The organism is Pandoraea terrae (assembly GCF_902459695.1).
In the GTDB taxonomy this organism is placed as follows: Bacteria; Pseudomonadota; Gammaproteobacteria; order Burkholderiales; family Burkholderiaceae; genus Pandoraea; species Pandoraea terrae.
This window is the reverse complement of sequence record NZ_CABPRZ010000002.1, coordinates 107,945-122,941: the sequence shown is the minus strand read 5'-3', so window position 1 is coordinate 122,941 and position 14,997 is coordinate 107,945. Positions and strand designations below refer to the sequence as shown.

10 protein-coding genes are annotated in these 14,997 nt (G+C 64.8%); 8 read left to right on the top strand and 2 right to left on the bottom strand.

Annotated features, from left to right (window positions below):
* The first annotated feature begins 5 nt into the window (after positions 1–5).
* The 6 genes from PTE30175_RS02650 (at position 6) to PTE30175_RS02625 (ending at position 10,590) form a co-directional block, all read left to right on the top strand.
* A complete protein-coding gene (locus tag PTE30175_RS02650; RefSeq protein WP_150695503.1) occupies positions 6–1,952 on the top strand; it encodes an acyl-CoA synthetase in 1,947 nt (648 codons plus the stop codon).
* A 382-nt stretch (positions 1,953–2,334) separates the two neighbouring features.
* Positions 2,335–3,660, top strand: a complete 1,326-nt coding sequence (locus PTE30175_RS02645) for an MFS transporter (RefSeq protein ID WP_150695502.1) — start codon at positions 2,335–2,337, stop codon at positions 3,658–3,660.
* A gap of 13 nt (positions 3,661–3,673) precedes the next feature.
* A complete protein-coding gene (nirB, locus tag PTE30175_RS02640) occupies positions 3,674–6,229 on the top strand; it encodes a nitrite reductase large subunit NirB (protein WP_150695501.1) in 2,556 nt (851 codons plus the stop codon).
* 14 nt (positions 6,230–6,243) lie between these two features.
* On the top strand, positions 6,244–6,585 hold the full coding sequence (gene nirD, locus PTE30175_RS02635; protein ID WP_150695500.1) for a nitrite reductase small subunit NirD: 342 nt from the start codon (positions 6,244–6,246) through the stop codon (positions 6,583–6,585).
* Complete coding sequence (locus PTE30175_RS02630) at positions 6,582–7,817, top strand: NAD(P)/FAD-dependent oxidoreductase (RefSeq protein WP_150695499.1); 1,236 nt, start codon at positions 6,582–6,584, stop codon at positions 7,815–7,817. Before nirD ends, PTE30175_RS02630 begins: the two co-directional genes overlap by 4 nt.
* A 31-nt stretch (positions 7,818–7,848) precedes the next feature.
* Positions 7,849–10,590 (top strand): nitrate reductase, encoded by a 2,742-nt coding sequence (locus PTE30175_RS02625; protein ID WP_150695498.1) that lies wholly within the window; start codon positions 7,849–7,851, stop codon positions 10,588–10,590.
* Positions 10,591–10,653: 63 nt separating this feature from the next.
* On the opposite strand, the gene PTE30175_RS02620 is transcribed toward PTE30175_RS02625, so the two are convergent.
* Positions 10,654–10,905, bottom strand: coding sequence for a transcriptional regulator (locus PTE30175_RS02620; RefSeq protein ID WP_150695497.1), 252 nt, complete (start codon positions 10,903–10,905; stop codon positions 10,654–10,656).
* A gap of 308 nt (positions 10,906–11,213) precedes the next feature.
* On the opposite strand from PTE30175_RS02620, the gene PTE30175_RS02615 reads away from it, so the two are divergent.
* Together PTE30175_RS02615 and PTE30175_RS02610 are read left to right on the top strand one after the other, a co-directional pair.
* Positions 11,214–11,630, top strand: coding sequence for a nuclear transport factor 2 family protein (locus PTE30175_RS02615; protein WP_150695496.1), 417 nt, complete (start codon positions 11,214–11,216; stop codon positions 11,628–11,630).
* A 3-nt stretch (positions 11,631–11,633) separates the two neighbouring features.
* Entirely contained in the window at positions 11,634–12,503 is an 870-nt protein-coding gene (locus PTE30175_RS02610) for an SDR family NAD(P)-dependent oxidoreductase (RefSeq protein ID WP_150695495.1), read from the top strand.
* Between the two features lie 58 nt (positions 12,504–12,561).
* Here PTE30175_RS02610 and PTE30175_RS02605 read toward each other — a convergent pair whose 3' ends face one another.
* On the bottom strand, positions 12,562–14,841 hold the full coding sequence (locus PTE30175_RS02605) for an FdhF/YdeP family oxidoreductase (RefSeq protein WP_150695494.1): 2,280 nt from the start codon (positions 14,839–14,841) through the stop codon (positions 12,562–12,564).
* Positions 14,842–14,997: the final 156 nt, after the last annotated feature.

Sequence of the window (14,997 nt, the reverse complement as noted above, 5' to 3'; positions counted from 1 at the left end):
AGAACTTGACCGCCCCGCCCAAAGTCCCGGCCAGCGGGGAGGGTGCACCGTTTTCCGCCCCCTTTCCTGTTCGTAGTATCGCGGATGTCCGCAAACTGGAGGCTGCGCCGCTCGAGGCAACGCTCCGAGCGCGCAGCACTTATGACATCTTCGTCAACGCCGCGCGCGCCTTTGGCGACAAAACGGCGCTCACCTTCCTGCGCACCGGCGACCCCGCCGACACGCCGATCCGCTGGTCATACGCACAATTGCTCGAAGGCATCCACCAGACCGCCAATCTGCTGCATGCGTTGGGGGTGGGGGCCGATGACGCGGTAGCGGTGCTTTTGCCGGGCTGCCTCGAATACCATCTGGCGCTTTGGGGCGGTGAAGCCGCCGGCATCGTGCAGCCGCTCAATCCGTTGCTCGCGGACGCGAAGCTCGTTTCGATGATGAACGCGAGTCGCGCCAAGGTCCTGATTGCCTACGGCTCGGACGATGAGAGTGGCATCTGGAGCCAGGCCTTGCGGCTTCGGCCCCTGGTGCCGACGCTCACCGCCATTTTGCGCGTGGCGCCGCACGACGAAGCGCCGGATGTGACGGCCGGACTTGTGGCAGGGGACGGGATCGAGAGCTTCAACCTGCTGCGCGCAAGACAGCCGGCCGGCCATCTGGTGAGCGGCCGGCGTATCGCGCCGACGGATATCGCCGCCTACTTCCACACGGGCGGCACGACGGGGGCCCCGAAGCTGGCCATGCATAGTCATCGCAATCAGTTGTTTACGGCATGGGCCAGCGTCGTCATGCAGGGCACGGCTGCGTCGGACGTAACCATTAACGGTTTTCCGCTATTTCATGTGGCGGGCGTCTTGCCGGGCTCGCTGACGGCATTGTCGGCCGGCGCGGAAATCGTGATCCCCACGACTGCGCTGATGCGCAATCGCGATGTGTTGCGAAACTATTGGCGTTTGGTGGAGAAGTACCGCGCCACCACGCTTGCCGCCGTGCCCACCATGCTCGCCGCGCTGGCGAACGTGCCCGTGGGCGATGCCGACATCTCGTCGGTGAAGTACTGCCGCACTGGCGCCGCGCCGCTGACGGCCGAGCTGGCGGAACGTTTTGAACGTCTGTTCGGCCTGCATGTGCACGAAAGTTTCGGCATGACGGAGATGGCCGGCATTTCCAGCATCACGCCCTGCGGCGTTCTGGCGCCCGTGGGGTGCGTCGGCTTTCCGTTGCCCTATGCCCAGGTGCGCATCGTGGCACTGAACGAGCAGGGCGGTGCGAGCGATCAGGATATGCCGGCGGGCGAGCCGGGCATGGTGCTCTTCAAGTCGCCCAACGTATTCCCCGGCTTCGTCGAACCGCAGGACACCGCGAATGCGTTCACAGCCGACGGTTGGCTCGCCACGGGCGATCTCGGCTGGATGGATGCCCAAGGGCGGCTCCATCTCACCGGGCGTTCGAAGGACTTGATTATCCGGAGCGGGCACAACATCGATCCCAAGCTCATCGAGGATGCACTCGGCGCGCATCCCGCAGTGCAGATGTGTGCCGCGGTGGGTGCGCCCGATGCGTACGCGGGGGAGTTGCCGGTGGTCTTCGCCACGCTGGTGCCCGGGGCGTCCGCGACCGAACAGGAACTTCTGGATTTCATGTCGGCGCGCGTCGCCGATGCGGCGGCGCGCCCGAAGCGGGTGACGATCATCCCGAGCATGCCGGTCACCAATGTGGGCAAGCTCTACAAACCTGAGCTACGCGCGATGGCCACGGTCGCCGTTGTCGCGGCGTTGCTGGACGAAGTGTTGACGGGCATGGGCAGCGCCCACGCACCACGGCCGCATGTGTATATCGCGAACGATGGCGTCGTTACCGTTGTGCCGGAGATGACGGGCGACGACGCGGCGAACGACCGCCTGCACGAGGCGCTGCGCGCCGCGCTCGCGCGCTTGCCGGTCAAGACGCGGGTGTAGCCGGCTTGAGGCTTGGCGCATGCCATCGGCCTCGTCGCGAGTTCGACGACCCGAGAAAAGTACCGTTTCGACTTGTCACCGCATAGGCAGTCCGCCGTGATGCTGTGCCGCACCATCATCGGACACGTCCGCACCTAACGCGTGCAACGTGCAGTCCATCCGTACCTCACCCTTTGTGCTCGGAAAGCCGCCAACCCAGTCAGATCAACGGCCGGACGCTTCTGGCACGCATGTTGCTTAATCCTACTCGCAGGCCAACGACGACCTCGCACTCATAGTAATAACGGCCCCGTTGCTCGGGGCATTTGGACAACGGCGTCCCAGAACCCGGCCTAGTGCCCGGTTTTCGGGCGCTTTTTCTTTTTCTTGAAGCGGATTCGACATGAGCGGCAAAGCCACCCGAATCGACCTGTTCAGTCTGCGCACGCCGCAGATGCGCGCTTTCCACCTCACGTGGCTGGCGTTCTTCGTTTGCTTTTATGCGTGGTTCGCCTGCGCGCCGCTGATGCCGGTGCTCAAGGGCGAGTTCCACCTGACGCCTGATCAGATCGCCAACATCAACATCGCCGCCGTGGCGGTGACCATCCTGGTGCGGCTGATCGTCGGCCCGCTTTGTGACCGTTTCGGCCCGCGCAAGGCCTATACCAGCCTGCTGGTGCTGGGCGCCATCCCGGTGCTGGGTGTCGCGCTGGCGCAAAGCTACGAGGCTTTCCTGTTCTTTCGCCTGGCCATCGGCGCAATCGGCGCGAGCTTCGTCATCACGCAGTACCACACGTCGGTCATGTTCGCGCCCAACGTGGTAGGCACCGCCAACGCCGCGGCCGCGGGGTGGGGCAACGCAGGCGGTGGCGTGGCGCAGGCCACCATGCCGCTCCTGCTGAGCGCCATCGTCATGCTCGGCGTGACACAGGGCCTGGGCTGGCGCGTCGCCCTGGTGGTGCCGGGCGTGGCCATGCTGGTCGTCGCGGCGCTCTACTGGCGCTATGCGCAGGACTGCCCGGAGGGCAACTACGACGCGCTGCGCGCCGCCGGCAAGACCGTCGAAAGCGCGAAGAAGGGCGGCTGGGGCAGCTTTGCGGCCGCCGCCGCCAATTACCGCGTGTGGCTGCTGTTCGTAACCTACGGCGCATGCTTTGGCGTGGAGATCTTCATCCACAACATCGCGGCCACTTATTACGTCGATCACTTCGGCCTGTCACTGTCGGCTGCAGGCATGGCCGCAGCGAGCTTTGGCCTGCTGGCGCTGTTCGCCCGCGCGCTGGGCGGCATTGTGTCCGACCGCGTGGCGCGCCGTCGCGGCCTGGATGCCCGCACGCAGTTGCTATGCGTGCTGATGCTGGGCGAGGGCCTGGGACTGCTGGCCTTCGCGCACGCCGGAAGCGTGACGCAGGCCGTGCTGGCGATGCTCGGCTTCGGCCTGTTCACCCACATGGCCTGCGGTTCCACCTATGCCCTGGTGCCCTTCATCGACCGCCGCGCGCTGGGCGGCGTGGCCGGCATCATTGGCGCGGGCGGCAACGTGGGCGCGGTGGCCGCCGGCTTCCTGATGAAGGGGCTGGGCGACGCGCAGCAGACGCTGTCGGTGCTGGGCGTGCTGGTGGGGGTGTCGGCCCTCTGCGCGGTCGCGGTGCGCTTCTCGGCGGAACACAAGGCGCGCGAGCAAGCGCTGTATGACAACACCCTGGCGGCCAACGCCGCCAACGTCTAAGGAGTATGCTGCCATGACCATGAAGATCGTCGTCATCGGCCACGGCATGGTGGGCCACAAGTTCCTGGAAAGCCTGCTGCGCGCCCCTGGCCACCACCTGCAAGTGACCGTGCTGTGCGAGGAGCCGCGTCCCGCCTACGACCGTGTGCACCTGTCGGAATTCTTTAGCGGCAAGACCGCGGAAGACCTGTCGCTGGTCGCCCCGGGCTTCTTCGAGCGCACCGATGTGGTGCTCAAACTCAACGCCCGCGCCGTCTCCGTCGACCTGGCCGCCAAGCGGGTGACTGCCTCCACCGGCGAGGTGCTTCCCTACGACAAGTTGGTCGTGGCCACCGGCTCGTCGCCGTTCGTGCCTGCGATCCCGGGCAACGACCGCGCGGACTGCTTCGTCTACCGCACCATCGAAGACCTCGAAGCCATGCTCGAATGCGGCCAGCGCGCCAAGACCGGCGTGGTCGTCGGCGGCGGCCTGCTGGGCCTGGAATGCGCCAAAGCCCTGCGCGACATGAACCTGCAGACCCACGTCGTCGAGTTTTCCGGCCGCCTGATGGCCATGCAGGTCGACGATGGCGGCGGCCGCATGCTGCGCCGCAAGATCGAAGACCTGGGCGTCACCGTGCACACGCAAAAGAATACCGTCGAGATCGTTGACGGCGAATCCGGTAGCCACCGCATGCAGTTTGCCGATGGTACGCACCTGGATGCCGACATGATCGTCTTTTCCGCCGGCATCCGCCCGCGCGACGAGCTGGCGCGCCAATGCGGCCTGGCGGTGGGCGAGCGTGGCGGCATCGTGATCGACTCCGAGTGCCGCACCTCCGACCCGAATGTCTACGCCATTGGTGAGTGCGCGCTGTGGGGCGGCAAGGTCTTCGGCCTGGTCGCACCCGGTTATGAAATGGCGCGCATCACTGCCAAGCAGATCCTGGCGGCGGAAGAAGATGCCGCCTTCAACGGCGCCGACATGAGCACCAAGCTCAAGCTGATGGGCGTGGACGTCGCCAGCCTGGGCGACGCGCAAGCCGCCACGCCCGGTAGCCGCAGCGTGCAGTTCACCGACGAGCGCAAGCAGATCTACAAGAAGCTGGTGGTCTCGGAAGACGGCAAGTACCTGCTGGGCGGCGTGCTGGTGGGCGATGCGTCGGAATATGGCACGCTGCTGCAGATGATGCTCAACCGCATTGAGCTGCCTGAGGCGCCCGAATTCCTGATCCTGCCGCAAGCCGACGGCAACGCGCGCCCGGCGCTGGGGGTGGATGCGCTGCCCGACGCGGCGCAGATCTGCTCGTGCAACGACGTCTCCAAGGGCGCGCTGTGCCAGGCGGTGTGCGCCGGCGCCACCACCGTAGGCGCGCTCAAGGATGCCACCCGGGCCGGCACCTCCTGCGGCGGCTGCGTGCCGCTGATGACGCAGGTGATGAAGGCCGAGATGAAGAAGCAGGGCCTGGCCGTCAACAATCACATCTGCGAGCACTTTCCGTATTCGCGCCAGGAGTTGTATCACTTGGTGCGCGTGGGCCGCTTCCAGACCTTTGAAGCGCTGTTGGAAGCCCACGGCCACGGCATGGGCTGCGACATTTGCAAGCCGGCCGTGGCGAGCATCCTCGCTTCGTGCTGGAACGACTTCGTGCTCAAGAAGGAGCACGCCGGCCTGCAGGATTCCAACGATTACTTCCTCGCCAACATCCAGCGCGACGGCACGTATTCGGTCGTGCCGCGCATGCCGGGCGGCGAGGTAACGCCGGAAGGCCTGATCGCTGTCGGCCAGGTGGCCAAGCAGTACGGCCTGTACACCAAGATCACGGGCGGCCAGCGCGTGGACTTGTTCGGTGCGCGGCTCGAGCAGCTGCCGCAGATCTGGGAAGCGCTGATCGCGGCCGGCTTCGAGTCAGGCCATGCCTATGGCAAGTCGCTGCGCACGGTGAAGTCGTGCGTGGGCTCGACGTGGTGCCGCTTCGGCGTGGGCGATTCGGTCGGCTTCGCCATCAAGCTGGAGAACCGTTACAAGGGCCTGCGCTCGCCGCACAAGCTGAAGTTCGGCGTGTCCGGCTGCACGCGCGAATGCGCCGAGGCACAGGGCAAGGACGTCGGCATCATCGCCACCGAGAAGGGCTGGAACCTGTACGTGTGCGGCAATGGCGGCATGAAGCCCCGTCACGCCGAACTGCTGGCCGCCGACCTGGACGAGGCCACGCTCATCAAGCTGGTGGATCGCTTCCTGATGTTCTACGTTCGCACCGCCGACCGCCTGCAGCGCACCAGCACGTGGCGCGACAACCTGGAAGGCGGCCTGGACTACCTGAAGGACGTGATCGTGGGCGACAAGCTGGGCATTGCCGCCGAGCTGGAAGCCGAGATCCAGCACTTGGTCGACACCTACCAGGACGAATGGAAGACCGCCGTGACCGACCCCGAGGTGCGCAAGCGCTTTCGCCATTTCGTCAACAGCGACGCGGCCGATGCCAATGTCGTGTTTGCCGAAGAGCGCGGCCAGATTCGCCCGGTCACGCCGGACGAACGCCGCAACACGCGCCCGGTGCGCATTCCCGTTGTCGCAGAAGCTGCTTGAGAAAGGAGGCCATCATGCAAGCATCCCGCTGGACCCCCGTTTGCTCCCTTGACGACATCTTGCCCAACACCGGCGTGTGTGCGCTGGTGGGCGATGCGCAGGTGGCCGTGTTCCGCGTGTCCGGCCGCGCGCCGCAGCGTGTGTACGCCATCGGCAACTACGATCCCAACTCCGGTGCCGCTGTGCTCTCGCGCGGTCTGGTCGGCAACCTGGGGGATCGCATCGTGGTTGCCTCGCCGATCTACAAGCAGCATTTCGACCTGGAGACGGGCGACTGCCTGGAAGCGCCGGCCAATTCAGTTCCGGCCTATGCGGCCAAGGTCGAAGACGGGACGGTCTGGGTGGCACTGCAATGACCTCCGCCGCACGCTCCAGGCTCGTCGTCATCGGCAACGGCATGGCCGGCATGCGCACGGTCGAGGAGTTGCTCAAACTGGCGCCCGACCTGTACGACATCACTGTGTTCGGAGAGGAGCCGCACGGCAACTACAACCGCATCCTGCTCTCGCCAGTGCTGGCCGGAGAGAAGCGCGTGGACGAGATCATGCTCAACACGCGCGAGTGGTACGACGAGAACGGCATCACGCTACACGCGGGCGACCCGGTGGTCGCGATTGACCGCTCGCGCCGTACGGTGCGCTCGCGCGACGGCGTGGAGGTGAGCTACGACCGCCTGTTGGTCGCCACCGGCTCGCGCCCGTTCATCCTGCCGGTGCCGGGGCACATGCTGCCGGGCGTGATCGCCTTCCGTGACATCCAGGACGTGGAGACGATGCAGGAAGCCGCGCGCAACCACCGGCACGCCGTGGTGATCGGCGGCGGCCTGCTGGGGCTGGAAGCTGCCAACGGTCTGATGCGCCAGAATATGGACGTGACGGTGGTGCATCTGCCCGACAGCCTGATGGAACGCCAGCTCGACAAGCCCGCCGCCGCGCTGCTGCAGCGGGCGCTGGAGGCGAAGGGGCTGCGGTTCCTCCTCGGCGCGCACACCGCCGAGCTTCTTGGCACCGATCGCGTGAGCGCCGTGCGCTTCAAGGATGGTTCCGAGATTCCGGCGGACCTGGTCGTCATGACCGCTGGCGTGCGCCCGAACATCGAGCTGGCGCGTTCGGCCGGCCTGCATTGTGAGCGCGCCATCGTCGTCGACGACACGCTGCAAACCTACGATCCGCGCGTCTATGCCGTCGGTGAGTGTGTGCAGCACCGCAACGCCACCTTCGGTCTGGTCGCACCCATCTGGGACCAGGCCCGCGTGTGTGCCGCACACCTGGCCGGCGCCGGCCATCGCCGCTACGTCCAGCAGGCCACGGCGACCAAGCTGAAGGTGACGGGCGTGGATCTGTACTCGGCGGGAGATTTCATCGGCGGCGAGGGCACCGAAGACATTGTGCTGCGTGACCCCCGCCGCGGCGTCTACAAGCGCCTGGTGCTCAAGGACGACCGCGTCGTCGGCGCGGTGCTTTACGGCGATGTGGCTGACGGCCCGTGGTATTTCGACCTGATTCAGCGCGAGACCTCCATCACTCCGATCCGCCAGCGCCTGCTGTTCGGCCGCGCCCTGTGCGAGGCCGAGGCCGAGGCCGCCTGAGCGCGCTCTACCACGCACGACGCCCAAACCCATGATGATGACGACGATCCCCATCCACCCGCTCACCGAAGCCGTGCGCACCACATGTCCATACTGTGGCGTCGGCTGCGGCGTGCTGGCGACCCCGCACCCCGATGGCAGTGCCGACATCGCGGGCGACCCGGCGCATCCGGCCAATGCGGGGCGGCTGTGCGTCAAGGGCTCGGCGTTGGGCGAAACCGTCAACCTGGATGGCCGCTTGCTGTACCCGGCCACGCGTGAGCGCAGGCGCGATGTAGGCGCCGCCCCGGAACCGCTGCGCCGCGTGTCGTGGGACGCGGCGCTCGATGCCGTCGCGCAGGGCTTTCGCCGCGTCATCGACACCCACGGCCCGGACGCCGTGGCGTTCTACGTGTCGGGCCAATTGCTGACCGAGGATTACTACGTCGCCAACAAACTGATGAAGGGTTTTATCGGCAGCGCCAACATCGACACCAATTCACGGCTGTGCATGTCGTCGGCGGTGGCGGGGCACAAGCGCGCGTTCGGTGAAGACCTGGTGCCGGTCTGCTACGAGGACCTGGAGGCGGCCGACCTGATCGTGCTGGTGGGTTCCAATACCGCGTGGTGCCATCCGATCCTGTTCCAGCGCATCATGCGTGCGAAGGAAGTCCGGCCAGAGGTCAAGGTGGTGGTGATCGACCCGCGCCACACCGCCACCTGCGAGTTGGCCGACCTGCACCTGTCCGTCAAGCCCGGTACCGATGTGTGGCTGTTCAACGGGCTGCTGTCGTTCCTCGCGCGGCGCGGGGTGGTCGACCGCGACTTTGTCGACCTGCATACCGAGGGCCTGGACGACGTCCTGCGCGCCGCCGTTGCAGACGGCGACGACGTGCAAGCCGTGGCGCGCGCCTGCAAGGTCAAGTTGGATGACCTGCTCACGTTCTACCACTGGTTTGCCGATACCGATCGCACCATCACCGCGTTCTCGCAGGGCGTCAACCAGTCTTCAGCAGGCACCGACAAGGTCAACAGCATCATCAACTGCCACCTGCTCACGGGCCGCATCGGCCGCGCCGGCACCGGGCCGTTTTCCATCACCGGCCAGCCCAATGCGATGGGCGGGCGCGAGGTGGGTGGCCTGGCCAATATGCTGGCCGCACACCTGGAACTGCACGAGCCGCAGCACCGTGAGCTGGTGCAGACCTTCTGGAACGCCCCGCGCATGGCCGAGAAGGCGGGCCTGAAGGCAGTGGACCTGTTCCACGCCATCGAGGCCGGGCGTGTCAAGGCCGTGTGGATCATGGGCACCAACCCGGTGGTCAGCCTGCCCGATGCCGACCAGGTGCGCCGGGCGCTGGCCAAGTGCGAGCTGGTGGTGGCCTCCGACATCGTCGAGGCGACCGATACCACGCTGCTGGCCGACGTCGTGCTGCCCGCGCTTGGCTGGGGCGAGAAGGACGGCACCGTCACCAACTCCGAGCGCCGCATTTCGCGCCAGCGCGCCTTCCTGCCTGCACCCGGCGAGGCGCGCGCCGACTGGGACATCATCGCCGACGTGGCCCGCCGCATGGGCTACGACGGCTTCGGCTTCAAGCGCCCGCGTGAGATATTCGACGAACACGCGCGGCTTTCCGTCTTCGCCAACGACGCGCAGGGCGTGCGCCGCGCGTTCCACCTGGGCGGTCTGATCGGTATGGACCAAAACGCCTACGACGGCATGGCGCCGGTGCAATGGCCGATCAGGGTGAGCGGCGCGCCCGAGGCGCGGCTCTTCGGCGACGGCCGCTTCGCCCACGCCGGCGAACGCGCGCGCTTCATACCGACGCCAGCCCGCGCGCCTGTGCATGCGACGGATGGCGAGTACCCGCTCGTTCTCAACACCGGCCGCGTGCGCGACCAGTGGCACACCATGACGCGCACCGGCCGTGCGCCGAAGCTGGCTGACCATGTGCCCGAACCTTTCGTCGACCTGCACCCGCAGGATGCGCTATTGGCCGGCGTGCGCGAGGGCGGCTTGGCGCGCGTGTCGTCGCGCTGGGGCAGCATGGTGGCACGCGTGCGCATGAGCGGCGGCATTGCGCGCGGCAGCGTGTTCGTGCCGATCCACTGGAACGGCCAGTTTGCGTCGGATGCGCGCGTGGGCGCGGTGGTCAACCCGGTGGTCGATCCGGTCTCAGGCGAGCCGGAGTTCAAGCACACGCCGGTGATGGTCGAACCGTTCGGCGTGGCCTGGCACGGCTTCGTGCTGTCGCGCCACGCGCTCAACACCGACGAGGCGACATGGTGGACGCGCATCCAGGGCAAGCAGTTCGTGCGCTACGAACTGGCCGGGCGCCAGCAGCTTGGCGCGGTGCACGACTGGGCGCGCAAGCTGCTCGGCGTGGACGACCCGCACGCCGACTGGCTCGAATACCAAGATGCCACCGCGCGCGTCTATCGCGCCGTGCATGTGGTCGACGACCGGATCGAGGCGTGTATCTACCTGTCGCCGCGGCCGGAGCTGCCGTCGCGCAACTGGCTGGCTGGCCTGTTTGGACAGGATCGCCTCGAAGACATCGACCGCGCGTCCGTGCTCCTCGGCCAGCCGATCACGGCGGGCGCGGACGTGGGGCCAACCGTGTGCTCGTGCTTTGGCGTGGGTCGCAACACCATTTGCGACGCCATCCGCACCCAGGGGCTGCAATCCACCGGCGAGATCACCGCGTGCCTGAAGGCAGGCGGCAACTGCGGCTCGTGTGTGCCCGAGCTCAAGCGTTTGCTGGCTGAAGCCCGAGTGGAGGAGGCGGCGTAGGGCTCGATGCCGGAAGCCGGTATCAACGAAATCCGCTTCCGGCCGACCCGTCAGGCGCTTTGATCAGCCGAATTCGCCCATCTCGAGATTCTTCTTGAACAGCGAAACCCATTCCGTATCGTATCCAATGGGGTATTCCTTCGAAATGCCGGTCGAACGCCTCGTGATAGAGACAGCGCCCTGGATGCCGTAAATTTCGTCGCCTTTCGGATCCGTCGTGTCGATTTCCCGGATTTCAAAATCGTCTTCCGGCAAACCATTTTGCTGCAAGATCGCGAGAAACTCGCGCCGTTGATCCTGCTCGACAAGTCGCATTTTTACCTCCTCCGCTGTCGCCGCCATCTCTCCCGTGCCGGGTTGCAACAAGCTACGTACACAGTGTATAGCGTGGGGCGACTCGGTGGCAGGGCGAGGGAAAACGTACCCGTCGAAGGCGCTCGCTATCGGCCGACCTCAAACTTGATGGTGGTTACCAAAAGGTACCCACACAACGTTCGAGTGCCTGATTGCCAATGGTTCCCAAGGCCAATATAGTTTCTCTGCCGAGCAGCAGGGGACGAACGATGGATGCGTCCAACTGAGAGACCTTTCTGGGCTAACCACTGATGAAATGAGGGGCGAGCATGTCAGCACCGGAGCACAAGCAGCACATTTACGAACTTGCCTGCCGTTACGCGCAGGCGGTCGACCGTCGCGATTTTGCGGGCGTTGCGGCGCTCTTCGCGAGCGAGGCCAGCATCGTCGGCCCGGGCTTTCGCATGGACGGCATCGATGCGATCGTCAGCGGCATGTCGGCGCTCAATCAATACAGCGCCACGCAGCATCACATCCACCAGCAATTCGCCGAGGTGGACGGCAACGTGGCAACGGCCGAGACCTATTGCGTCGCCAACCATCTGTACACGCGCGACGGCGTGGCGCGCAAGCTCGATTGGGGTATCCGCTACCAGGACAAGCTCTGCTATCAGGATGGCCGCTGGCGCTTCGTCGAGCGCAACCTGTTGGTGGACTGGACGCAAGACTTGCCGGTAGTGGGGTGAGCGATGACGACATCCCGCATCCTTGAACGCAAGACTGCGCTCGTCACGGGCGGGGCCGGCGCCATCGCGAGCGCCAGTGCCGGCGCGCTGCTGCGCGACGGTGCCGCCGTGGTCCTCATGGGCCGCCGCCGCGAAGCGCTCGACGATGCATGCCAACGCCTGCTCGCCGAGTATCCCGAGGCACGCGTCGAGTGCGTGGCCGGTGACGCGGGCAAAGCCGAGGACGTTCAGGCCGCGATGCAACAGGCATGGGCCTTGCACAAGCGTCTCGACATTGTCGTGGCGACAGTGGGCGGCGGCGGCTTCCGCCCCCTGCTGATGCACGACACCACGAGCTTCATGGCCGAGCTGGAACTTAACATCGCCTCCGCGTTCCTCGCGATCCGGCACGGGGCGCCGCTGCTCGCGCAGCAAGGTGGCGGCTCAATCGTGTGCATCTCATCGACTGCGGCACAGTTGAGCTTCCGCTGGTTGTCGAGCTACTGCACGGGCAAAGCGGGACTCGAGGCGCTGGTGCGCGTTGCGGCAGAGGAGTTGGCAACCGCGAGGGTTCGCGTCAACGCCGTGCGCCCCGGTCTCACGCGTTCCGAAGCCACGGGCCCGATGTTGGGTGATCCGACGATAATGGATGCGTTCATCGAGCAGGTGCCGCTAGGCCGCGTCGGCGAGCCGCAGGACATCGCCAGCGCGGTGCGCTATCTCGCGGGGCCGGAGTCCGGTTGGGTCACGGGGCAGAGCTTTGCCGTCGATGGCGGCAACGAATTGCGCCGCAACCCCGCCTTGGACGACGCCATAGCTTATATGTACGGCAAGTCGGCACTGCAGTCGGTCCTGGCAGGCCAGATTCCGAGCGATGAGCAGAATCGTGTTTGACCACGGAATGAACCCGGGTAGCGGATCGCGTTCAGCTTTGCTTGAGGGTCGCCCCGAATCAAGTTACTTCCGAACGCAGTACGCGAACAGGAATCGACTTGTAAGAAGGCGTGCCGCTGTCCTGATCAATGTATTCGAGAGGCACCAGAACGTTCGCCTCCGGATAGTATGCGGCCACCGAACCTCGCGCGATATTGTCGTAGGCGATCGCAGTGAGCTTCTTCATGCGAAGTTGCCTGCCCGTGACGATCGTCTCCATGTCGACCAGGTCCCCATGCTCCAGGCCGCGCGCGGCCATATCCGCTTCGTTCATGAACAGCACGTCACGCCGCCCGAATACGCCTCGATAACGATCATCCAGCGCATAGATCGTTGTGTTGTATTGATCGTGGCTGCGGATCGTCATGAGACGCAGGACATTTTCACCGCCGAGGACATCTGCGTCTTCTTTCACGCCGCCGTACACGGAGAAAATCGCTTTTCCTGACGGCGTTGGCCACTTGCGTTCGGTCGGCGGCAGCGGCAGTCGGAATCCCCCAGGCGATCTGATGCGTGCATTGAAATTCTCGAATCCCGGCACCGTTCTTTCGATCAGGTCGCGAATCTTGTCATAGTCAGCAATCAGGTCGAGCCATGGCACCTTGCTTTTCGGCAAGGTCGCGGAAGCCATGCCAGCCACGATGGCCGGCTCGGAACGCAGCATCTCGGACGCCGGCGTCAGCTTGCCTGCCGATGCGTGAACCATCGACATCGAATCTTCGACGGTCACCGACTGCGGCCCGGTCGCCTGTACATCAAGTTCCGTCCGCCCAAGGCAAGGGAACAGGTACGTTTCCTTCGCCACCAGCAGATGCGTGCGATTGAGCTTGGTCCCAATGTGGACACTCAGATCGAGCGTGCCCATCGCGGGGAAGGACCGTTCGGCATCGGGTAGCGCAACCGCGAAGTTTCCGCCCAGGCAAATCAATGCCTTGGCCGAACCATCGATCATGGCCTGCATCGCCTTGACGGCATCGTGCCCGTGCTTCTGGGGAGGAACGAACCCCAATACATACTCAATCTGCTTCAGGAACCCGACCGACGGTTTTTCGGTGATGCCGACCGTCCGGTTCCCCTGCACGTTGGAATGGCCGCGCAATGGACAGATACCCGCGCCGGGTTTGCCAAAGTTGCCCCGCAATAACAACAAATCAGCGATCAGGCGAACATTTGCCGTGCCTTTACTATGCTGGGTGACGCCCATGCCATAAGTGACGATCGTCGCACTCGAATTTGCATAGAGCGTTGCGACCTGCTCGAGATCTGCGCGACTGAGCCCGCTTGCCTTCTCGATATCCTCCCACGTCGTTGCTTCCAGATCCTTGGCAAAAGCGTCGAAGCCTTCGGTATGCACCGCGATAAAATCACGGTCCAGAACGTTTCCCTGTTGTGCATCCATTTCCAACAGCACCTTCATGATGCCTTTAAGGGCGGCCGCGTCTCCGCCGGCGTCGACCTGAAAATAAGTGGATGCGATTCTGGTAGAGCCGTAAGTTGCCATCTCCAGCCAGTTTTGGGGATCCGCAAATCGTTCGAGCGCGCGCTCGCGAAGCGGGTTGAACACGATGATCGGGACGTTACGCCTTGCCGCTTCATGGAGCGTTCCCATCATCCGGGGGTGATTTGTCCCGGGATTGTGGCCGATGGCGATGATGAGTTCACAGCGGTCAAAGTCCTCCAGTGACACCGTGCCCTTGCCGATACCAATGGACTGCGGCAAACCGACGCTGGTCGGTTCATGGCACATGTTCGAGCAATCCGGGAAATTGTTCGTCCCATATTCCCTTGCGAACAGTTGAAAGAGGAATGCGGCCTCGTTCGATGCCCTGCCGGACGTATAGAACTCGACCTGATCGGGCGACAACCCGCGAAGGATCTCGCCGATACGGGTGAAGGCGGTCTCCCACTCGACTGCTCGGAACGTGTCGGTCGCGCGATCGTAGACGAGAGGATGCGTCAGCCGGCCCATATCCTCCAATTCAAAATCCGAGCGTTGCAGCAACGACGACACCGTGTTTTTCTCAAAAAACTCCGGGCGCACCCGTTTGTTAGTCGCTTCCCAGGTGACCGCTTTGGCACCGTTTTCGCAGAACTGGAACGTGGACCTATGCTCCTTGTCGGGCCACGCGCACCCCGGACAATCGAAGCCGTCGGGCTGGTTGGTCCGGAGCAATGTGATCGGCGCCTTGACGCTATCCATTTGCAGCCGGATGGCTTGCGTTGTCGCGCGAAGCGCTCCCCAGCCTCCAGCGGGTCCGTCATATGGCCTGATACCGGGTACGTCGCGTCGAATAGCCATGATTGCCCCCCGAGCGACTCCAGACATCCTGGAGTCAACGGTTGCCTGAATCCCGCCGCCTGGCGGACTGTAAATAACAACAATAGGCTTGGCCTCCGGCTCGGCAAGTCGCGGTTACAAGCAGTTACAAGTGGTTACAAGCAGCGCATACGCAAA

Excerpts from the sequence above, each read along its gene's own strand:
- PTE30175_RS02645 (WP_150695502.1), top strand. The coding sequence starts at position 2,335 with ATGAGCGGCAAAGCCACCCGAATCGACCTGTTCAGTCTGCGCACGCCG.
- nirB (WP_150695501.1), top strand. The coding sequence starts at position 3,674 with ATGACCATGAAGATCGTCGTCATCGGCCACGGCATGGTGGGCCACAAG.
- nirD (WP_150695500.1), top strand. The coding sequence starts at position 6,244 with ATGCAAGCATCCCGCTGGACCCCCGTTTGCTCCCTTGACGACATCTTG.
- PTE30175_RS02630 (WP_150695499.1), top strand. The coding sequence starts at position 6,582 with ATGACCTCCGCCGCACGCTCCAGGCTCGTCGTCATCGGCAACGGCATG.
- PTE30175_RS02625 (WP_150695498.1), top strand. The coding sequence starts at position 7,849 with ATGATGATGACGACGATCCCCATCCACCCGCTCACCGAAGCCGTGCGC.
- PTE30175_RS02620 (WP_150695497.1), bottom strand. The coding sequence starts at position 10,905 with ATGCGACTTGTCGAGCAGGATCAACGGCGCGAGTTTCTCGCGATCTTG.
- PTE30175_RS02615 (WP_150695496.1), top strand. The coding sequence starts at position 11,214 with ATGTCAGCACCGGAGCACAAGCAGCACATTTACGAACTTGCCTGCCGT.
- PTE30175_RS02610 (WP_150695495.1), top strand. The coding sequence starts at position 11,634 with ATGACGACATCCCGCATCCTTGAACGCAAGACTGCGCTCGTCACGGGC.
- PTE30175_RS02605 (WP_150695494.1), bottom strand. The coding sequence starts at position 14,841 with ATGGCTATTCGACGCGACGTACCCGGTATCAGGCCATATGACGGACCC.